The sequence below is a fragment of the Alloalcanivorax profundimaris genome (assembly GCF_015265435.1).
Lineage (GTDB): Bacteria > Pseudomonadota > Gammaproteobacteria > Pseudomonadales > Alcanivoracaceae > Alloalcanivorax > Alloalcanivorax profundimaris.
This window is the reverse complement of record NZ_JABJWH010000021.1, coordinates 112,877-131,589: the sequence shown is the minus strand read 5'-3', so window position 1 is coordinate 131,589 and position 18,713 is coordinate 112,877. Positions and strand designations below refer to the sequence as shown.

Genomic DNA, 18,713 nt, shown 5'->3' with positions numbered 1-18,713 from the left:
GGGGCTAGCGGCGCTCCATGCGTCCGTTGAACAACAGGCGCAGGGTTTCGGCCATCTCCAGGAACCAGAGTGCCGTCTGCACCCGCAGCACGGTGAGCTTTTCCCGGGCGGAGACCTTGTCGCTGCGCACGGCGTACCAGAACGCCCACACCGGCGGCACGAAGGTCTTGATCAGGAATTTCAGCCGTCGCTTCCAGGGCCCGGAGCGGATCTGGCCGCCCTTGACCCGTTTCAGTTTGGTGGTCAGTTCCGGCCAGTCCCGCCGCGCCGGGTGGTCCACCGCCGCCGCCGCCTCGTAGAACAAGGGAATGCCGGCGGCGCCGGCGCGCTGGCAGAATTCCGCGTCGCCGCCGGAGAAGCGCGCCGCGTCGAACGGCCCCAGGCGCTGGAAGGCGCTGCGTGGCACCGCCAGGTTGGCGGTGGCGGCGTAGCCGCGCCGGGCGTACCGGGCCTGGGGAATTCCCATGGCGGTGTCGTAGATTTCCACGGCGTTGGGCGGCGCGGAATCGAACTTGCAAACCCGCACACCGCCGGCGATCAGGCGCGCGCCGGGGTTTTCCTGGTGGCGGGCCCACAGGCGCTCAAGCCAGTCCGGCCGGGGCCGGCAATCGGCGTCGGTGAACACCAGCAGTTCGCCACGGGCCTGCTCCAGGGCCACATTACGGGCCGCGTAGGAGCCGGGGCGGGGGCATTCCAGCAGGGTCACGAAGTTGGGCAGGGTGGCCGGGTCCGGCACCCGGTCGGAGCCGTTGTCGACGATGAAGCATTCCCAGCGATCCTTGGGCAGGGTCTGGGCCTCCAGCGCGGCGAGCAGGGTAGGTGCCAGCTCCCAGTGCTGGTACATGGGAATGATCACCGAGATCGGAACCCCGGTTTGGTCCGCTTCCGCCATTGCTTAAAGGGCCCCGAAGCCGGTGAACACGGTTCTCACGGTGCGCATCAGGATCAGCAGATCCAGGCCCAGGGAAAGGTTCTTGATGTAATAGAAATCGTGCTCCACTTTCTGGCGGGTGGATTCGGTGTCGGTGGCATAGCCATGGGCCACCTGGGCCCAGCCGGTGATGCCCGGGCGGATGATGTGGCGGTAGCTGTAGAAGGGCACTTCCTGCTCGAAGCGCTCGACGAAGCCGGGCTGTTCCGGGCGTGGGCCGATCAGGCTCATGTCGCCGCGCAGCACGTTGAAAATCTGTGGCAGCTCATCGATGCGGAACTTGCGGATGAACGCCCCCAGCCGGGTGATGCGGTGAGCGTCCTCGTCGGCGAACTGGGGTTTGGAGCCGTCGTCCGGCCGCATGGAGCGGAACTTGTACATCCGGAACACCCGGTTCCCCCGTCCCACCCGTTCCTGCACGAACAGGGCCGGCCCCGGGGAATCCAGCCGGATCAACAGCGCCACCACCAGGCACACCGGAATGATCAGCGGCAGCATCAGGACCGACAGCGCCAGGTCCAGGGCCCGCTTGGCGGACAGGTACACCGGCGAGGGCTGCAGGGAACCCAGATCGGTGCTCTTCAGGCGGGTGAGGTCCACCTTGCCCTGAATCGCCTCGAACACCTTGCCGCTGTCCAGCACCGGCAGGCCGGCGATGCTGCAATGGCTGATAAAGCGAATCCAGTCGTCGTCCAGCCGCGCGTGCATGTCCACCACCAGGCCGTCGTAGCGGCAGTCGCCCAGCTCCGGGCGCGCCAGGTAGCGCCACTGCACGTTGCGGGTGCGCGGCATCTCGCCGCCCACCAGGGAAGAGGGCACCACCGCCAGCTTGAGGTGCCGGAAGCGGCGGTTAATGAGAATCGACAGGGTTTGCAGACCCAGCAGCAGGCCCATGCCGACCACCAGGGAAGTGCGCGCGTAGCCGATGCGGCACAGCAGCACCACGGTGATCACCAGGCCGGCGGACAGCAGGGTGGTGCCCAGGGTCCAGGCCAGGGCCCGGCCGCCGGCGAAGCGGCCGATGTGCTGGCTCAGATACATGCTGATCAGATAGATACTGGCCAGCAGCATCAGGGTGGTGGCCTGATTCTCGTCCCGGGGCGCCCCCTGATAGCTCAGGAACTGGGCGCCGGCGATGAGAATGCCGAGTCCCGTGGCATGTCCCAGAACCGGGTTTAGGAACAGTTTTTCATACCAGCGGTCGTGTCGCGACGGCGCGGCATGGACACTATGTTGCTGCTGCATGCGGTCCCTGGAACAGCCGGATAATCGCGCAAGTTTAACACGGTGCCGGTAAGGCTCAATGGAGACTCGGTCACGAAGCGTGACCGGGCCGGGTTTCGGGGTGGCCGCCGGGCGGGGAGGGGGCGATCGCGACTGAAGCGGTACGCCGCCCGGTCGTTCCTACGGCGGGGCCATAGGCAAAGAAAAAGGGCCTACCCGATGGGTAGGCCCTTCTATTTGGCTCCGCCTGCTGGGCTCGAACCAGCGACCCGCTGATTAACAGTCAGCTGCTCTACCAACTGAGCTAAGGCGGAATATCTTGAGGCGCGTATAGTAGTGGCGACCCCGGGGGGCGTCAACCTCCCGGGGTGCGTTTGCTGCTTATTTGTTCAGGGCCTGCTCAATGCGGCGGATCGCCTCTTTCAGGGTGTCCATGCCGGTGGCGAAGGACAGGCGCAGGCAGCCGGGGGCGCCGAAGGCGGAGCCGGGCACCAGGGCCACTTCCGCGGTCTCCAGCAGCTTGGCGGCCAGGTCGGTGCAGCTTTCCACCCCGTCCATGGCGGCGATGGCGCCGGAGAAGTCCGGGAAGGCGTAGAAGGTGCCGTCGCCGGCGGCGCAGGTCACGCCCGGCAGCTTGTTGAGGGCGTCCACCACGTAGTCGTGGCGCTCCTTGAAGGCCTTGACCATGTCCTTCACGCACTGCTGGTCGCCGGCCAGGGCGGCCTCGGCGGCGGCCTGGCTGATGGAGGCCGGGTTGGAGGTGGACTGGCTCTGTACCTTCTTCATGGCCGCGATCAGCTTCTGCGGGCCGCCGGCGTAGCCGATCCGCCAGCCGGTCATGGAGTAGGCCTTGGAGACGCCGTTCATGACCACGGTGCGGTCATACAGCTCCGGGCAGGCGTTGACGATGTTCACGAACGGCTTGCCGGTCCACAGGATGTGCTCGTACATGTCGTCGGTGGCGACCACGATGTCCGGGTGCTTCTTGAGCACCTCGCCCAGGGCGGCCAGTTCCTCTTCGGAGTAGGCCATGCCGGACGGGTTGGACGGGCTGTTGATCACGAACAGGCGGGTTTTCGGCGTGATCGCCGCTTCCAGCTGTTCCGGGGTGATCTTGAAGCGGCTGTCCACGTCGGATTCCAGGATCACCGGCACGCCGCCGGCGACCTTGACCATGTCCGGGTAGCTGACCCAGTAGGGCGCCGGGATGATCGCTTCGTCGCCGTCGTTGAGCAGCGCCAGGGCCATGTTGAAGAAGCTCTGCTTGCCGCCGCTGGACACCAGGATCTGGCCGGGCTCGTAGTCGAGGCCGTTCTCGTTCTTGAACTTCTCGATGATGGCCTTCTTCAGGCCGGGAGTGCCGTCCACCGGGGTGTACTTGGTCTTGCCGGCGTTAATCGCGTCGATCGCGGCCTGTTTGATATGATCCGGGGTATCGAAATCCGGCTCGCCCGCGCCCAGGCCGATGATATCCTTGCCCTCGGCTCGCAGTTCCGCTGCCTTGGAAGTGATCGCCAGCGTCGGGGAAGGCTTGATGCGTTGTACGCGGTCGGAAAGGTTGATATCGGACATGCACTCCTCATTTCTCTAATGAGTTCTGGCCGCGCTTGTGGCGCGGATTGGGGCATTGATATTACCGTATTCCGCCGCCACCTCCTAGGCCGGAGGCGGCTTCGACCCCCGCCGCCGGGCGGCCCGCCGGCCGCCGCCAGCCCCGATCCGGCCTGGCCCGAGGCACCGCCCGCTGCCGCCGGATTCGGCGCCGACAGTTTTCCTAATTTTACAGAGACGACGATGGCAGACACCGCGTTCAACCTGCATTCCGAATACCAGCCCGCCGGCGATCAGCCCACCGCCATCGCCGGCCTGGTGGAGGGCATTCACGACGGCCTGGGCCACCAGACCCTGCTCGGCGTGACCGGCTCCGGCAAGACCTTCACCATGGCCAACGTGATCCAGGATGTTCAGCGGCCCACCATCATCCTGGCGCCCAACAAGACCCTGGCCGCCCAGCTCTATGGGGAGTTCAAGGCGTTCTTCCCGGAAAACGCGGTGGAGTATTTCGTCTCTTATTACGACTACTACCAGCCGGAAGCCTACGTTCCCAGCTCGGACACCTTCATCGAGAAGGACGCGTCGGTGAACGAGCACATCGAGCAGATGCGCCTGTCCGCCACCAAGGCGATTCTGGAGCGCCGCGACACCATCATCGTGGCCACGGTGTCGGCGATTTACGGCCTGGGCGATCCGGCCAGCTACCACGCCATGGTGCTGCACCTGGTGCGCGGCGACCACATCGACCAGCGCGACCTGCTGCGCCGTCTGGCGGAGCTGCAGTACACCCGCAACGAGATGGATTTCCGCCGCGCCACCTACCGGGTGCGCGGCGATGTCATCGACATCTTCCCGGCGGAGGAGGAGAAAGAAGCGGTGCGCATCGAGCTGTTCGACGACGAGATCGAGGACATCAGCATCTTCGACCCGCTCACCGGCGAGGTGATCAAGCGGGTGGGGCGCATCACCATCTATCCGAAGAGCCACTACGTCACGCCCCGGGAGACGGTGCTCAAGGCCATCGAAATGATCAAGGAAGAACTGGCGGACCGGCTCAAGACCCTCAAGGACAACAACAAGCTGGTGGAGGCCCAGCGGCTGGAACAGCGCACCCGCTTCGACATCGAGATGCTCCAGGAACTGGGCTATTGCAACGGCGTGGAAAACTATTCGCGGTTGTTCTCCGGGCGCCAGCCCGGCGAGGCGCCGCCCACCCTGTTCGACTACCTGCCCGACGACGCGCTGCTGATCGTGGACGAATCCCACGTCACCATTCCCCAGCTTGGCGGCATGTACAAAGGCGACCGCTCGCGCAAGGAAACCCTGGTGGAGTTCGGCTTCCGGTTGCCCTCGGCCCTGGACAACCGTCCGCTGAAATTCGAGGAGTGGGAACGGCTGGCGCCGCAGATGGTGTTCGTTTCCGCCACCCCCGGGCCCTATGAGGAGAAGTACGCCGGCCAGGTGGTGGAGCAGGTGGTGCGGCCCACCGGCCTGGTGGACCCGGCCATCGAGGTGCGCCCGGCGGGCAGCCAGGTGGACGACCTGCTCGGCGAGGTGCGCGAGTCGGTGGAGAAGGGCGAGCGGGTGCTGGTCACCACGCTCACCAAGCGCATGGCCGAGGACCTGACCGAGTACCTCAACGAGAACGGCGTCAAGGTGCGCTACCTGCACTCCGACATCGACACCGTGGAGCGGGTGGAGATCATCCGCGACCTGCGCCTGGGCAAGTTCGACGTGCTGGTGGGCATCAACCTGCTCCGCGAGGGCCTGGACATGCCGGAAGTGGCCCTGGTGGCGATTCTCGATGCCGACAAGGAAGGCTTCCTGCGCGCCGAGCGCTCGCTGATCCAGACCATCGGCCGGGCGGCCCGTAACATCAACGGCCGCGCCATTCTCTACGCCGACGAGATCACCGGCTCCATGCGCCGCGCCATGGACGAAACCGAGCGCCGCCGCGACAAGCAGATCGCCCACAACAAGGAGCAAGGCATCACGCCCCAGGCGCTCAAGAAGCAGGTGCTCGACATCATGGACGACGCCTACACCACCGGCGCCGGCCAGCCGGAGCGCAAGCGCACCCGCAAGGTCGCCGAGGACAAGGAAAAGTACGTGGCGCGTTCCCCGGCTGAAGTGGCCAAGGACATCGAGAAGCTGGAAGCGGAGATGATGGAGCACGCCAAGAATCTGGAGTTCGAGCGCGCCGCCGCCGTGCGCGACAAGATTCACAAGCTGCGCGAGGAAGGCTTCATGCGCTGAGCGGGGTGGCCGCCGGTGATACAATGCGCCTCTTAAAACGTTTCAAGGAGTCCCCATGCCCATCGCGATGACCATGCACGAACCCGGCGGCCCCGAGGTTCTGAAACCCGAGCACATCGAGGTGGGCGAGCCCGGCCCCGGCGAGCTGCATCTCCGGCAAACCGCCGTGGGCGTCAACTTCCACGACATCTACGTGCGCTCCGGCCTCTACCAAACCCTGGCGTTGCCTGGCGTGCCCGGCCTGGAAGGGGCCGGCGAGGTGCTGGCGGTGGGCGAGGGCGTGGACCGCTTCCGGGTCGGTGACCGGGTCGCCTACATCGCCCATGGCTACGGCGCCTACGCGGAAGAGCGGCTGATCAAGGCGGACAACGCCGTGCCGCTGCCGGATGGGCTGGACGCGACCCTGGTGGCGGGCATGATGGTGCGCGGGCTCACCGCCCGGGTGCTGATGACCGATGTGTTCGCCCTGAAACCGTCGCACACCCTGCTGGTGCAGGCCGCCGCCGGTGGCGTCGGCCAGCTGCTGTGCCAGTGGGCCCACCACCTGGGCGCCACCGTCATCGGCACCGTGGGCAGCGACGCCAAGGCCGAGCAGGCCCGCGCCGGCGGCTGCGACCATGTGATTCTCTATCGCCAGCAGGACGTGGCCGGCGCGGTGAAGGAAATCACCGGCGGCAAGGGGGTCGACGTGGCCTACGATTCGGTGGGCAAGGACACCTTCTACGGCTCCCTGGATTGCCTGGCCCCGCGCGGTCATCTGGTCAACTTCGGCCAGTCCTCCGGGTCGGTGGAGCCGCTGGCCATGCCGCGCCTGGCCGCCGCCTCCCTCACCGTCACCCGCCCCATGCTCGGCCATTACATCGGTGACCTGGCGCGCCGCGATCAGGTCGCCGCCGAGTTCTTCGCCGCCCTCCAGGACGGCACCCTGGCCCCGGCCGCCCCGGCGATCTACGACCTCAAGGACGTGGGCCGCGCCCACCAGGACATGGAAGCGCGCAAAACCCACGGCGCCGTGGTGCTCAAGGTATCGTGACCTATCCGGTGCCCGGCGGTCCGGTGGACCGCGAGATCGAGATCAATAAAAGCCGCTTTATCGCCTGGCTGCGCCTGGTGCGCAGCCGGGAGGAAGGGCAGGCCGTGCTCGAGGAGGCCCGCGCCCGCTATCCGGATGCCACCCATCACTGCCACGCCTGGCTGATCGGCGCGCCCAACTCCGGCCAGGGCGCCATGAACGACGACGGCGAACCCTCCGGCACCGCCGGCAAGCCGATCTTCAACGTGATTCAGCACAAGGGCGTGGGCGACGTCATGGTGGTGGTGATCCGTTACTTCGGTGGCGTCAAGCTGGGCGCCGGCGGCCTGGTGCGGGCCTATGCCGGCGCCGCCGAGGCGGTGTTGTCCGCCATGGAGGTGGTGGAGCAGGTGCCGGAGAGCGCCTTCACCCTGACCCTGGGCTTCGCCGACGAGCAGCCCCTGCGCCACTGGTGCGACCAGCACGACGCCCGTCTGGACGGGGTGGATTACGGCCAGGGCGTCACCGCCCGGCTCACCGTGGCGGACGCCGCCGAAAGCGAGCTGCGGGCTTTCTGCGCCGCCCAGGGCATCGTCCTGGACAAACGCTAGTCGCCCAGAAAAACGGCGCTGTTGGCGAAGGTGAGGGCGGCCAGGGCCTCCGGCGTTTCGCCGCGCAGGGCGGCCAGACGGCGGCCGATCCAGGGCAGCAGGCAGGGTTCGTTGCGCCGTTTCACCGGCGGCGGCTCCGGCAGGTCCCGGGGCAGTAGGTAGGGGGCGTCGGTTTCCACCAGCAGCCGCGCCGCCGGAATGGCCGGCACCAGCTCGGCCAGGGCCTTGCCGCGCCGCTCGTCGCAGACCCAGCCGGTAATGCCGATGTGGCAGTCCAGGTCCAGATAGTCGTACAGCGCCCGGCGCCCGTCGGTGAAACAGTGCACCACGGCGGCGGGCAGCTTGTCCCGCCAGGCCTTGAGCAGGGGGAGGAAGCGGTCATGGGCGTCGCGCTGATGCAGGAACACCGGCAGGCCGCGCTCCGCCGCCTGGGCCAGCTGGGCCTCGAACGCCTTTTCCTGATCCGGGCGCGGCGAGAAGTCGCGGTTGAAGTCCAGGCCCATCTCGCCGGCGGCGGTCACCTCCGGCTCGTCGAGCAGGCCGGCCAGCTCCGTCAGGGCATCGTCGTCGAAAAACCGGGCGTTGTGGGGGTGGATGCCGGCGGTGGCGCGCAGGCCCCGGCCCGGATAATCCCGGCACAGGGTCAGGGCCTGGCGGGACTCCGCCACGCTGGTGCCGGTGAGCAGCATGCGCGTGACACCGGCCTCCCGGGCCCGCTCCAGCACCGCGTCCGCGTCGCCACGAAACTGCTTGTCGCCCAGATTGACGCCGATGTCGGCCCATTGCGTGGTGCTCATGAGGCCTGCTCCTGGCCGGCCTCCGGCTCCAGGCGCCGGCTCAGTCGCTCGCGCAGGTCCTCCACCCGGCGCCGGTTGGCGCCCAGGTCCCAGTAGCCCAGGCGCGAGGCGGAGCGCACCTCGATCACGCCATCCTCGTGCACGTAGAAGGTCACGTCGTCCACGAAGCGCATCACCCGGGTGGTGAAGCGGGCCTGGAGGCGCGCCGGCCCCACCGCCTCGAACCTCACCCGGGGCAATTCGCCCAGGGTATCCTTGAGCAGCGCCAGGCTGGCCTCGCGGTGGCCGGCGCCGGGCAGCGGCGCCACCCGGTGGCGTTCATCGTCGGCCAGGCTGGACACGCAGTTCGGCGACGATGGACAGGGGGCAAGCAAACGAGTGTCCGTCATGGTGTGGCTCTTCTCGGCCATCTCGGTCTCGGCCGTCTCGGCGGCGGGCGCCTCCGGGTCGCTCTGGCAGCCGCTGGCGGCCAGGGCGAGGGCCAGTATGAACGCCGTGGCGAGACGGTTAATGGCGGTTCGGATCACGGATCAGTCCCACGAAAATACCCTCGATCATCAGTTCGTCCGCGGGCACCCGGATCGGCTCGTAGGCATCGTTGGCCGGCAGCAGGGTGGCGCTGGACTTGTTCAGTCTTAGCGTCTTCACCGTGACCTCGTCGTCAATGCGCGCCACCACGATCTCCCCGGAGCGGGCGGTCTGGCTCTTGCGCACCGCGATCAGGTCGCCGTCGAAGATGCCCGCCTCCACCATGCTGTCCCCCTGCACCTTGAGCAAGTAGGTGGGGCGCTGGCGGAACAGTCCCTGGGGCACCGGCACGGTGCGCTCCACGTTCTCGATGGCCTCGATGGGGGTGCCGGCGGCCACCTTGCCCACCACCGGCAGCTCGTCCTCCGCCTCCATGGCCGCTTCGAGCAGCTGAATGCCCCGCGAGCGGTCGCCGTGCAGGCGGATGTAGCCCTTGCGTTCCAGGGCGCGCAGGTGGTCCGAGGCGGCGTTCTTGGACTGGAACCCCATGCGCTCGGCGATTTCGGCGCGGGTTGGCGCCATGCCGGTTTCCTGGCGTGAATCGCGGATGCAGTCCAACACCTGCTGCTGGCGTGCGGTTAGCGTGCTGCTCATAACGTCCTCCTTGGGGCCGTGCCCGTCACAGACCCATACTGATAATATGAACAGTATTATATGTCCAGTACTTTTAAAAGCCCCGCGGACCACGCGGCCATCGCAATTGTCCCGCTCAGCCCCTAGCATTGACGCTTTCAACCGGGATCGGGAACGATCATGAAGCATGCATCCTGGCAGGATTCGGACCACCACCGGGTGGAGGCGCTGCTCGCCGGCGTGCCGTTCTTCAACGAGGTGGCCCGGGACGACGCCGACCAGCGCGCCCGCTTGCTGGCGCGCACCGAGATTATCGAGGCGGGGCCCGGCGACACCGTGATCCGCGCCGGCGAGGTGCCGTCGTCACTGTATTTCCTGTTGCGCGGTCAGTTGGTGGTACTGGGCGACGAGGACTCGCCGACGGTGCTCTACTACGTGTCCCCAGGGGAGGTGTTCGGGACCCTGTCCATGCTGTTGGGGCGCACCCGGGGGGCTACCATCCGGGTGGCGGAAGCCGCTCGTGAGGCGGTGCTGGCCAGGCTTGATTTCAAGGATTTCGACGACGATCGCGACACGCCATACAGTCTGGCCACGCGGCTGGCGTTTTTCCACATGCTGGTGCATCAGATCCGCTGGGCGGTGGAGGTGCGGCGCATGCAGAGTCCGGACGAGGCCCTGGCCGCCGGCCTGCGCAAGGTGCCGGTATTCACCGGCGAGCGCGACAGCGAGGCGGAGCTGACCTCGCTGCGGGAGCAGGCCCGGGCCCTGGCCGATCTGCTTTACCGGTGGAACCACCTTCCGCCGGGCACCACCGGCAACGCTCAGCTCACCTGACGGTGATCGCGACTAAAGTCGCTCCTACGGGAGCCCCGCCCCACCGTAGGAGCGACTTCAGTCGCGATCAGCGGCGCGCCATCTGAGCCGCGATCACCCAGGCCGTGCGGCGTGGCCCGCCGGGTCTTATTCCTTCTTCTTGCGGTCCATCTTCACCGCCAGCACGTCGCAATGGGCGCCGGGCACTAGCCCGCGGGCGGTGGAGCCGAGCAGCAGGGCCAGGCCGCTGCGGGTATGGCTGCCCACCACGATCAGGTCGGCGCCCAGGATGTCCGCCTTGTCGACGATGGTCTTCTCGATGGAGCCCAGCTCCACGTGCACCCGTTCCTTGGGAATCCGGTACTGTTGCGCGTATTTGCAGGCGGTTTCCCGGGCCTGTTTGACCAGGCCGCTCTGCAGATCGGTGACGTCCATGGGGACGTCGGCGCCGTAGGCCAGGGCCAGTGGCTCGATCACGTGGATCAGGTGCAGCTCCCCCTCGGTACCCTCGATCACGCCGGCGGCGCGGGCCAGCACCTCGGCGGATTCATCGCTGCAATCTATGGCCACCAGGACCTTGCGGTAGGGTGCGGTCACGGTATTTCCTCCAGCGGCTGGCTCGTTATGCCCTCAGTATAACCGCCTCGCGGCGCCTCGCCAGCCCACGGTGGCGTGGCCCGCAAAGCCTTGCCCCGCGCGGCTTTGGCGGTCGCCGGGCGGGCCCCCGGCGGGGCGGTGCCGGAAGCGGGCCGGGCCGCCGGCGCTTGACCGGACAATACCGGCGCTGTCTAAATAGGCGCCCGCCGGGGGTCGCAACCGTCCCACGGCGACACCTCCGATCGCGCCCCGGCGCACGGCGATCCCGGCGCGACGGGCAGGCATCGGAGGTTTCTTTTGAGTATCCGTAGCATGATCGGGTGAGCAACGAATGGGTAAGTCCCTTGTAATCGTGGAATCGCCGGCCAAGGCCAAGACCATCAACCGCTATCTGGGCGACGACTTCGTGGTCAAATCCAGTGTCGGCCACGTGCGCGACCTGCCGGTGAGCGGCGGGGCCAAGAAAACCACGCCCAAGGAGCGTGCCAAGGAGGCCGCCTATACCCGGTCCCTGCCCAAGGAAGAACGGGAAGCCTATAAAAAGAAGAAGGCCCACGCCCAGCTGATCAATCGCATGGGGGTGGACCCGGATCATGAGTGGGACGCCCACTACGAGATCCTCCCCGGCAAGGAAAAGGTCATCGACGAGCTCAAGCGTCTGGCCACCAACGCCGACCGCATCTATCTGGCCACTGACTTGGACCGCGAAGGGGAGGCGATTGCCTGGCACCTGCGGGAAGTGATCGGTGGCGACGACCAGCGCTTCGACCGGGTGGTGTTCAACGAGATCACCAAGAAGGCCATCCAGGCCGCCTTCGAGGAGCCCGGCAAGCTGGACATGAGCCGGGTGGAAGCCCAGCAGGCGCGCCGCTTCCTGGACCGGGTGGTGGGCTTCATGATCTCGCCGCTGCTGTGGGAAAAGATCGCCCGGGGCCTGTCCGCCGGCCGGGTGCAGTCCGTGGCCGTGGAGCTGGTGGTGGAGCGCGAGCGGGAAATCCGCGCCTTCGTGCCCGAGGAATTCTGGGAACTGCACGCGGACACCCACAGCACCGCCAAGGCCAGCGACGAGATCCGCCTGCAGGTGACCCGCCACAACGGCGAGAACTTCCGCCCCAACAACGGCGACGACGCCGAGAGGCACCGCGCCGCCCTGAAGGCCGCCGGCCAGCTCACCATCACCCAGCGCGAGGAGCGGCCCACCCGCTCCAAGCCGCCGGCGCCGTTCATTACCTCCACCCTGCAGCAGGCGGCCAGCACCCGCCTGGGCTTCGGGGTGAAGAAGACCATGATGATGGCCCAGCGCCTCTACGAGGCCGGCCACATCACCTACATGCGGACCGACTCCACCAACCTGAGCGCCGACGCGGTCAACGACTGCCGCGCCTGGATCGACGACAAGCTGGGCGGCAAGTACCTGCCCGAGAAGCCCAACAGCTATTCCAGCCGTGAGGGCGCCCAGGAAGCCCACGAGGCGATCCGGCCGTCCGACGTGAAGCGCGAGGCCAGCGGCCTCAAGGACATGGAGCGCGACGCCCAGCGCCTCTACGAGCTGATCCGCCGCCAGTTCATCGCCTGCCAGATGCCGCCGGCGGAGTACCTGAGCACCACGATCACCGCCGAAGCCGATGGCTACGAGCTCAAAGCCCGCGGCCGCATTCTGAAATTCGACGGCTGGACCCGCATTCAGCCCCAGGCCTCGCGCAAGGGCCAGGAAGACACCGTGCTGCCGGACCTCAAGCAGGGCGACGTGCTCGCCGTGGACGACATCGACGCCACCCAGCACTTCACCAAACCGCCGGCCCGCTACACCGAGGCGAGCCTGGTCAAGGAGCTGGAAAAGCGCGGCATCGGCCGCCCCTCCACCTACGCGGCGATCATCTCCACCATCCAGGACCGGGGCTACGTGCGCCAGGAGAACCGGCGCTTCTACGCCGAGAAGATGGGCGACATCGTCACCGACCGGCTGGCGGAAAGCTTCCCGGACCTGATGGACTACAACTTCACCGCCGAGATGGAGGAAACCCTGGACGAGATCGCCGAGGGCAAGCGCCACTGGCGCGACGTGCTCGACGAATTCTACCGGGACTTCCTGGCCAAGCTGGACGCCGCCCAGGGCGAAGGCACCGGCAAGCAGGCCAAGGGCGGCATGCGCGCCAACCTGCCCACGGACACCGACATCGAATGCCCCAAATGCGGCCGCCCGATGCAGATCCGCACCGGTTCCACCGGCGTCTTCCTGGGCTGCTCCGGCTACAGCCTGCCGCCCAAGGAACGTTGCACGGCGACCCTCAATCTGCTGCCCGGCGAGGAAGCCGAGGCGGTCAACGCCGATGACGAAGAGGCGGAAACCAACGAGCTGCGCCGCAAGAAGCGTTGCCCCAAGTGCGGCACGGCGATGGAATCCTACCTCATCGACGAGAAGCGCAAACTGCACGTCTGCGGCAACAACCCGGACTGCGACGGCTACCTGGTGGAGCAGGGCGAATTCCGCATCAAGGGCTACGACGGCCCGACCCTGGAATGCGAGAAGTGCGGCAGCGAAATGCAGCTGCGCACCGGCCGCTTCGGCAAGTTCTTCAAGTGCACCAACGACGACTGCGGCAACACCCGCAAGCTGCTCAAGAACGGCGAGCCGGCGCCGCCCCGCGCCGATCCGATCCCCATGCCGCATCTGCAATGCGAGAAGGTGGACGACCACTACCTGCTGCGCGACGGCGCCTCCGGCCTGTTCCTGGCCGCCAGCCAGTTCCCCAAGAACCGGGAAACCCGGGCGCCGCTGATCGAGGAAATCCAGACCGTCGCCGACAAGCTGGACCCCAAGCACAAGTACCTGGCGGACGCCCCGGCGGAGGACCCCAAGGGCCGCAAGGCGGTACTGCGCTACAGCCGCAAGGCCAAGGAGCAGTACGTGATGACCGAGGAGGACGGCAAGCCCACCGGCTGGTACGCCTTCTACCGCGATGGCCGCTGGGAAGAGGAAGAGAAGAAAACCGCGCCCAAGAAAAAAGCCGCCGCCAAGAAGAAAAAGGCCGCCGCGAAAAAGAAAGCCGCCACCAGGAAGAGCTGACCCCATGTCGCGAATGGTTCGAGAAAGCGAGATCAGCGGCCTGCGCGAGCGGCTGTTCTTCGCCCGCAGCCTGCTCAAGGCCCTGGACGCCGACCCGGACGGCGCCGCCGGCCCGCGCCTGGCGCTGCGCGGCGGCGCCGTCTTCCACCTTTATTCGGTGCTGGTGGGCATCGCCCGCCAGGCCGCCAAGAGCTACCGGGTACCCGGCTACGAGGACCTCATCAGCCTGGCGGCCCTGGAGCAGGCCTTCCGCGACGCCGGCGTTCAGGCCCCGGAAATGAACCTGCTTACCCAGGCCCGCGCCAACCGCTCCGATGCGGTGTGCTGGCTGGACCAGGAAATGCGCGCCGCCGTGGGCGCCGCCGGCCTGGCCCGCCGCCCCACGCCGCCGGAGGAGCGCGACGCTCTGGCGATTCGCGCCGAGGACCCCTACGCGCCCCTGGCCGGTGGCGACCGCCAGCGCTTCGACGAGGCCGCCGCCCGGGTGGCGGAACTGGTCGAGCAGTGCGCCGCCTACATGGAAGAGTGGTAGCCTCGCCCGCGCCATCGCGACTAAAGTCGCTCCTACTCTTCCCTGTAGGAGCGACTTCAGTCGCGATCCCCCCCCTCGCTTGACGCCCGTGCCAGCCAAACGTATGTTTAAAACGCTTGTCCAAAGGCGCGAGGCCCCATGTCCCAGTCCGATACCGTTGAGCGCATCCTGGATGCGGCGGAAGTGTTGTTCGCCCAGAAGGGCTTCGCCGAGACCAGCCTGCGGGCCATCACCAGCAAGGCTGGGGTCAACCTGGCGGCGGTGAACTACCACTTCGGTTCCAAGGAAGCCCTGATCCAGGCGGTGTTCGAACGCTACCTGACCCCGTTCTGCCAGGCCCTGGACGCCAAGCTCCAGGAGCTGGAGCAGGCCGGCGGCGCCGACCTGGAAAAACTGTTCGGCCTGGCCTCGCGGCTGGCCCTGGGTTCCCACGGCGACGAGGCGCGCCGGGCGATGATCTTCTTCCGCCTGGCCGGGCAGGCCTACAGCCAGCCCCAGGACCATCTGCGCGCCTATCTGCGCGAACACTACGGCGCCGTGTTCCGCCGCTTCCTGGGCCTGCTCCACGACACGGTGCCGGACGTGCCGCCCCTGGAGCTGTTCCTGCGCGTGCATTTCTGCCTGGGGGCGGTGATCTTCACCCTGTCCGGCATGGAGTCCCTGCGGACCATCAGCAAGAAGGACTTCAACATCGACATCACCGCCGCCCGCATCACCCAGCAGTTGCTGCCCTTCGTGGTTGGCGGCATTCGTGGCTGAAGCGGCTGCCCCTCCATCCTCTGTAGGAGCGACTTCAGTCGCGATCCGGCGCTGAATCGCGGCTAAAGCCGCTCCTACAGGATTCCTTCCCCGTTCCCGCGATGGCCGGGATTGCTGTATCGTTTCGCCATGCACATCATCGTATCCCTCACCGACCAGACCCTGACGCTGCAGGACGGTGCCGAAAGCCACCGGTTCCCGGTGTCCACCGCCGCCGCCGGTGCCGGCTGCCGCCAGGGCAGCAACGCCACGCCCCTGGGCCGGCATCTGGTGCGCGCCCGCTTCGGCGACGGCCTGCCCGAGGGCGCGGTGTTCCAGGGTCGCCGCTTCCACGGCGAGATCCACGATCCGCAACGGGCCGCCACGCAACCGGGACGGGACTGGATCCTGAGTCGCATTTTGTGGCTCGGCGGCCTGGAACCGGGCCTCAATCACGGCGGCGACGTGGATAGTTTCCGGCGCTTTATTTATATTCACGGCACGCCGGACAGCGAGCCCATGGGCACGCCGGCGTCCCACGGCTGCATCCGCATGCGCAACACGGATGTGATCGCACTCTTTGCCCGGGTGCCGGTGGCCACGCCGGTGTCCCTCGTCGAATAAAGACCCGTTACATGCAAGAAACCAATGACACCCAGCCCTTGCTGATGCTGGATCTGGCCGGGCTTACCCCGGACCAGGAGGAACGGGAGCTGCTGCGCCACCCGGCGGTGGGCGGCCTGATCCTGTTCAGCCGCAACTACCAGGAACCGGACCAGCTGCACCAGCTGGTACGCGCGGTGCGCGCCGAGCGGCCGGATCTGCTCATCGCCGTGGACCAGGAGGGCGGCCGCGTGCAGCGCTTCCGCACCGAGTTCACCCGCCTGCCGCCCATGGCCACCCTGGGCCGCTACCACGACCGCGACCCGGAGGGCGCCCGCCAGGCCGCCGACCTGCTCGGCGAACTGATGGCCGATGAGCTGCGCGCCTTCGACCTGGACATCAGCTTCGCGCCGGTGCTGGACCTGGATTACGGCCATTCCAGCGTGATCGGTGACCGCAGCTTCCACGCCGATCCGGACCGGGTAACGACCCTGGCCGGCGCCTTCCTCGACGGCATGGCCCGCGCCGGCATGGCCGCCACCGGCAAGCATTTCCCCGGCCACGGCCATGTGGCGGCGGACTCCCACCTGGAGCTGCCCGAGGACCCCCGCGACCGCGACGCCCTGGCGCCGGACCTGGCGCCGTTCCGCGCCCTGGCCGGGCGCCTGGAGGGCATCATGCCCGCCCATGTGCGCTATCCGGCGGTGGCGCCGGAGCCCGCCGGTTTCTCCGCCCACTGGCTGGGCCGGGTGCTGCGCGGCGAATGCGGCTACCGGGGGGTGATCTTCTCCGACGACCTGGCCATGGCCGGCGCCGCCGCGGCCGGCGACTATCCGCAACGGGCCGAGGCGGCGCTCACCGCCGGCTGTGACATGGTGCTGGTGTGCAACGACCGGCCCGGCGCCGTGGCGGTGCTGGAATGGCTGGAAGGCCGCCGCTTCGACGCCCGCGTCCCGGCCGCCACCCTGCGCGGCCGCGCCCGCGCGCCCATGGACCTGAGCCGCCGGCGCCAGGCCGGCGACGTGGCCGATTTGCTGCTGAAGGACGCACGATGAACTGGCAAACCCTCACCGACTGGCGCCAACTGCTGAACTGGCCCGGCCCGGAAACCGAAACCCTGGTCTGGCTCACCCAGGTGTTCGTGGTGGTGTTCTGCACCGTGGCCACCAACTTCATCCTGATGCGGGTGATCGACCTGATCGACCACCTCAGCCGCAAGACCGAGAACCTCTGGGACGACGCCCTGCTGGAAGCGGCCCGGGTGCCGGTGCGCCTGCTGCTGTGGGTGGTGGGGTTGTCGGTGGCCGCGGAGATGCTGCAGTCGGTGTCCGAAAGCGCCATCTTCGAGTACGTCTCGGAAGTGCGCCGGGTGGCCTTCATCGCCATCATCGCCTACTTCCTGACCCGGTTGGTCAGCAATGTGGAGCACAACCTGGTCAACCCGGACCGGGTCGAGAAGCCCATGGACAAGACCACCGCCAACGCGGTGGGCAAGCTGCTGCGCATCTCGGTGCTGATCACCGCGCTGCTGATCATCCTCCAGGCCCTGGGCTACAGCATTTCCGGGGTGCTCGCCTTCGGCGGCGTGGGCGGCATCGCGGTGGCCTACGCGGCCAAGGATCTGCTCGCCAACTTCTTCGGCGGCATGATGGTGTACCTGGACAAGCCGTTCAAAGTAGGCGAGTGGGTGCGTTCCCCGGACCGCGCCATCGAGGGCACCGTGGAGCACATCGGCTGGCGGCTGACGCGCATCCGCACCTTCGATCAGCGCCCGCTGTACGTACCCAACTCCCTGTTCACCACGGTGGTGCTGGAAAACCCGTCGCGGATGCTCAACCGCCGCATCAACGAGAAGATCGGCATTCGCTACGACGACTGGCGGGCGATGCCGGACATCGTCGCCGCCGTGCGCCGGATGCTGATCGATCATGAAGACATGGAAACCGATTACCGGACCCTGATCGTCAATTTCGATCATTACGGGGATTCCCATATCGAGTTCTTTATCTACACCTTCACTAAGACCACGGACTGGGTGCGCTACCACGAGATCAAACAGGATGTGCTGTTGCGCATCATGAACATCGTGGACGAGCACGGCGCGGAATTCGCCTTCCCCACGCGCACCCTGCACATGCACACCAGCGAGCCCGGCGGGCGGGATGACGAGATGGAGGACGACGACGTCGAGGATGACGGCGGCGATCCACCCCCGCGCGCCCGGCGCAAGGCGCGGCGCGGCAACCGCAACCGCCGCGACCACCGCCAGGGCTGGAAAGGCGAACAGGACCAGGAGACAGGCGATGACGACGGCGAGTGAACTCAAGGACGAACTGATGCGGGTGCGCCGCGACGCCCGCGAGCTGCATTCCCACGATGAGGTGATGGCGGCCGTCGGCCGGGTGGCGGTGCAACTGACCAGTGACTATTCCGAGCGTTGCCCGGTGTTCGTCACCATCATGAACGGCGGCATCGTGTTCGCCGGCCATCTGCTCACGCGGCTGGACTTCCCCCTGGAAGTGGACTACCTCCACGCCAGCCGCTACCTGGGCGAAACCAGCGGCGGCGACGTGCACTGGATCGTCACCCCCAGCGCCAACCTGAACGGCCGCGACGTGGTGATCCTCGATGACATCCTCGACGAGGGCAACACCCTGCTGGCCATCGTCGAGGCCTGCAAGGCCCAGGGCGCCACCAGCGTCGCCACCTGCGTGCTGGTCGACAAGATCCACGACCGCAAAGCGACGCCCGGCCTGAAAGCCGATTACACCGCCCTGGAAGCGGAGGACCATTACCTGTTCGGCATGGGCATGGACTACAAGGGCTACTGGCGCAACGCGCCGGGCATCTTCGCCCTCGACGGCGAGGAAGGCTGAC

At 67.3% G+C, this 18,713-nt stretch carries 18 protein-coding genes and 1 tRNA gene; 11 read left to right on the top strand and 8 right to left on the bottom strand.

Annotated elements, in window-relative coordinates:
- Positions 1-4: 4 nt before the first annotated feature.
- The 4 genes from HMJ39_RS12940 to HMJ39_RS12925 all read right to left on the bottom strand — a co-directional run bounded on the left by HMJ39_RS12940 (position 5) and on the right by HMJ39_RS12925 (position 3,727).
- Complete coding sequence (locus HMJ39_RS12940; RefSeq protein WP_194297640.1) at positions 5-892, bottom strand: glycosyltransferase family 2 protein; 888 nt, start codon at positions 890-892, stop codon at positions 5-7.
- Between the two features lie 3 nt (positions 893-895).
- On the bottom strand, positions 896-2,176 hold the full coding sequence (locus HMJ39_RS12935) for an exopolysaccharide biosynthesis polyprenyl glycosylphosphotransferase (RefSeq protein ID WP_194297639.1): 1,281 nt from the start codon (positions 2,174-2,176) through the stop codon (positions 896-898).
- 217 nt (positions 2,177-2,393) lie between these two features.
- Positions 2,394-2,469, bottom strand: a tRNA-Asn gene (locus HMJ39_RS12930).
- Between the two features lie 67 nt (positions 2,470-2,536).
- On the bottom strand, positions 2,537-3,727 hold the full coding sequence (locus HMJ39_RS12925; protein ID WP_194297638.1) for a pyridoxal phosphate-dependent aminotransferase: 1,191 nt from the start codon (positions 3,725-3,727) through the stop codon (positions 2,537-2,539).
- Between the two features lie 222 nt (positions 3,728-3,949).
- On the opposite strand from HMJ39_RS12925, the gene uvrB reads away from it, so the two are divergent.
- The 3 genes from uvrB to HMJ39_RS19170 are packed head-to-tail and all read left to right on the top strand — an operon-like array spanning position 3,950 to position 7,588.
- Positions 3,950-5,965, top strand: a complete 2,016-nt coding sequence (gene uvrB / locus HMJ39_RS12920; RefSeq protein ID WP_161384933.1) for an excinuclease ABC subunit UvrB — start codon at positions 3,950-3,952, stop codon at positions 5,963-5,965.
- Positions 5,966-6,020: 55 nt separating this feature from the next.
- Entirely contained in the window at positions 6,021-6,998 is a 978-nt protein-coding gene (locus tag HMJ39_RS12915) for a quinone oxidoreductase family protein (RefSeq protein ID WP_194297637.1), read from the top strand.
- A complete protein-coding gene (locus tag HMJ39_RS19170; RefSeq protein WP_323370899.1) occupies positions 6,995-7,588 on the top strand; it encodes an IMPACT family protein in 594 nt (197 codons plus the stop codon). The genes HMJ39_RS12915 and HMJ39_RS19170 overlap by 4 nt, the downstream gene beginning before the upstream one ends.
- On the opposite strand, the gene HMJ39_RS12905 is transcribed toward HMJ39_RS19170, so the two are convergent.
- Genes HMJ39_RS12905 through lexA form a run of 3 tightly spaced genes read right to left on the bottom strand, consistent with a single transcriptional unit; the run spans position 7,585 to position 9,507 of the window.
- On the bottom strand, positions 7,585-8,385 hold the full coding sequence (locus HMJ39_RS12905; RefSeq protein WP_194297636.1) for a TatD family hydrolase: 801 nt from the start codon (positions 8,383-8,385) through the stop codon (positions 7,585-7,587). The two genes, HMJ39_RS19170 and HMJ39_RS12905, sit on opposite strands and share 4 nt — an antisense overlap.
- Positions 8,382-8,912 carry a DUF1499 domain-containing protein gene (locus tag HMJ39_RS12900; protein ID WP_256245192.1) on the bottom strand — a complete coding sequence of 177 codons (531 nt, stop codon included), beginning with the start codon at positions 8,910-8,912 and terminating at the stop codon, positions 8,382-8,384. Before HMJ39_RS12900 ends, HMJ39_RS12905 begins: the two co-directional genes overlap by 4 nt.
- The gene (lexA, locus tag HMJ39_RS12895; RefSeq protein ID WP_161384930.1) at positions 8,893-9,507 is read right to left on the bottom strand and encodes a transcriptional repressor LexA; all 615 of its coding nucleotides are present in this window, start codon (positions 9,505-9,507) and stop codon (positions 8,893-8,895) included. The genes HMJ39_RS12900 and lexA overlap by 20 nt, the downstream gene beginning before the upstream one ends.
- Positions 9,508-9,666: 159 nt before the next feature.
- Between lexA and HMJ39_RS12890 the strand changes: the two genes are divergently transcribed.
- Positions 9,667-10,320 (top strand): cyclic nucleotide-binding domain-containing protein, encoded by a 654-nt coding sequence (locus tag HMJ39_RS12890; RefSeq protein WP_194297635.1) that lies wholly within the window; start codon positions 9,667-9,669, stop codon positions 10,318-10,320.
- Positions 10,321-10,446: 126 nt separating this feature from the next.
- Here HMJ39_RS12890 and HMJ39_RS12885 read toward each other — a convergent pair whose 3' ends face one another.
- Positions 10,447-10,896, bottom strand: coding sequence for a universal stress protein (locus HMJ39_RS12885; protein ID WP_194297634.1), 450 nt, complete (start codon positions 10,894-10,896; stop codon positions 10,447-10,449).
- A gap of 331 nt (positions 10,897-11,227) precedes the next feature.
- Here HMJ39_RS12885 and topA point away from each other — a divergent pair, with 331 nt between their 5' ends.
- The 7 genes from topA (at position 11,228) to HMJ39_RS12850 (ending at position 18,712) form a co-directional block, all read left to right on the top strand.
- Positions 11,228-13,963, top strand: coding sequence for a type I DNA topoisomerase (gene topA, locus HMJ39_RS12880; protein WP_194297633.1), 2,736 nt, complete (start codon positions 11,228-11,230; stop codon positions 13,961-13,963).
- Between the two features lie 4 nt (positions 13,964-13,967).
- On the top strand, positions 13,968-14,495 hold the full coding sequence (locus HMJ39_RS12875) for a hypothetical protein (RefSeq protein ID WP_194297632.1): 528 nt from the start codon (positions 13,968-13,970) through the stop codon (positions 14,493-14,495).
- A 138-nt stretch (positions 14,496-14,633) separates the two neighbouring features.
- Positions 14,634-15,254, top strand: a complete 621-nt coding sequence (locus HMJ39_RS12870; RefSeq protein WP_194297631.1) for a TetR/AcrR family transcriptional regulator — start codon at positions 14,634-14,636, stop codon at positions 15,252-15,254.
- Positions 15,255-15,383: 129 nt separating this feature from the next.
- Entirely contained in the window at positions 15,384-15,857 is a 474-nt protein-coding gene (locus HMJ39_RS12865; RefSeq protein ID WP_194297709.1) for a L,D-transpeptidase, read from the top strand.
- A gap of 11 nt (positions 15,858-15,868) precedes the next feature.
- The gene (gene nagZ / locus HMJ39_RS12860; protein ID WP_228462339.1) at positions 15,869-16,891 is read left to right on the top strand and encodes a beta-N-acetylhexosaminidase; all 1,023 of its coding nucleotides are present in this window, start codon (positions 15,869-15,871) and stop codon (positions 16,889-16,891) included.
- Complete coding sequence (locus tag HMJ39_RS12855) at positions 16,888-18,156, top strand: mechanosensitive ion channel family protein (protein WP_194297630.1); 1,269 nt, start codon at positions 16,888-16,890, stop codon at positions 18,154-18,156. The genes nagZ and HMJ39_RS12855 overlap by 4 nt, the downstream gene beginning before the upstream one ends.
- Complete coding sequence (locus HMJ39_RS12850; RefSeq protein WP_161384722.1) at positions 18,140-18,712, top strand: hypoxanthine-guanine phosphoribosyltransferase; 573 nt, start codon at positions 18,140-18,142, stop codon at positions 18,710-18,712. The genes HMJ39_RS12855 and HMJ39_RS12850 overlap by 17 nt, the downstream gene beginning before the upstream one ends.
- Position 18,713 lies beyond the last annotated feature (1 nt).

What these genes read in the sequence shown, in the direction of transcription:
- HMJ39_RS12940 (WP_194297640.1), bottom strand. Translation starts at nt 892, where the DNA reads ATGGCGGAAGCGGACCAAACCGGGGTTCCGATCTCGGTGATCATTCCC.
- HMJ39_RS12935 (WP_194297639.1), bottom strand. Translation starts at nt 2,176, where the DNA reads ATGCAGCAGCAACATAGTGTCCATGCCGCGCCGTCGCGACACGACCGC.
- HMJ39_RS12925 (WP_194297638.1), bottom strand. Translation starts at nt 3,727, where the DNA reads ATGTCCGATATCAACCTTTCCGACCGCGTACAACGCATCAAGCCTTCC.
- uvrB (WP_161384933.1), top strand. Translation starts at nt 3,950, where the DNA reads ATGGCAGACACCGCGTTCAACCTGCATTCCGAATACCAGCCCGCCGGC.
- HMJ39_RS12915 (WP_194297637.1), top strand. Translation starts at nt 6,021, where the DNA reads ATGCCCATCGCGATGACCATGCACGAACCCGGCGGCCCCGAGGTTCTG.
- HMJ39_RS12905 (WP_194297636.1), bottom strand. Translation starts at nt 8,385, where the DNA reads ATGAGCACCACGCAATGGGCCGACATCGGCGTCAATCTGGGCGACAAG.
- lexA (WP_161384930.1), bottom strand. Translation starts at nt 9,507, where the DNA reads ATGAGCAGCACGCTAACCGCACGCCAGCAGCAGGTGTTGGACTGCATC.
- HMJ39_RS12890 (WP_194297635.1), top strand. Translation starts at nt 9,667, where the DNA reads ATGAAGCATGCATCCTGGCAGGATTCGGACCACCACCGGGTGGAGGCG.
- topA (WP_194297633.1), top strand. Translation starts at nt 11,228, where the DNA reads ATGGGTAAGTCCCTTGTAATCGTGGAATCGCCGGCCAAGGCCAAGACC.
- HMJ39_RS12875 (WP_194297632.1), top strand. Translation starts at nt 13,968, where the DNA reads ATGTCGCGAATGGTTCGAGAAAGCGAGATCAGCGGCCTGCGCGAGCGG.
- HMJ39_RS12870 (WP_194297631.1), top strand. Translation starts at nt 14,634, where the DNA reads ATGTCCCAGTCCGATACCGTTGAGCGCATCCTGGATGCGGCGGAAGTG.
- HMJ39_RS12865 (WP_194297709.1), top strand. Translation starts at nt 15,384, where the DNA reads ATGCACATCATCGTATCCCTCACCGACCAGACCCTGACGCTGCAGGAC.
- nagZ (WP_228462339.1), top strand. Translation starts at nt 15,869, where the DNA reads ATGCAAGAAACCAATGACACCCAGCCCTTGCTGATGCTGGATCTGGCC.
- HMJ39_RS12855 (WP_194297630.1), top strand. Translation starts at nt 16,888, where the DNA reads ATGAACTGGCAAACCCTCACCGACTGGCGCCAACTGCTGAACTGGCCC.
- HMJ39_RS12850 (WP_161384722.1), top strand. Translation starts at nt 18,140, where the DNA reads ATGACGACGGCGAGTGAACTCAAGGACGAACTGATGCGGGTGCGCCGC.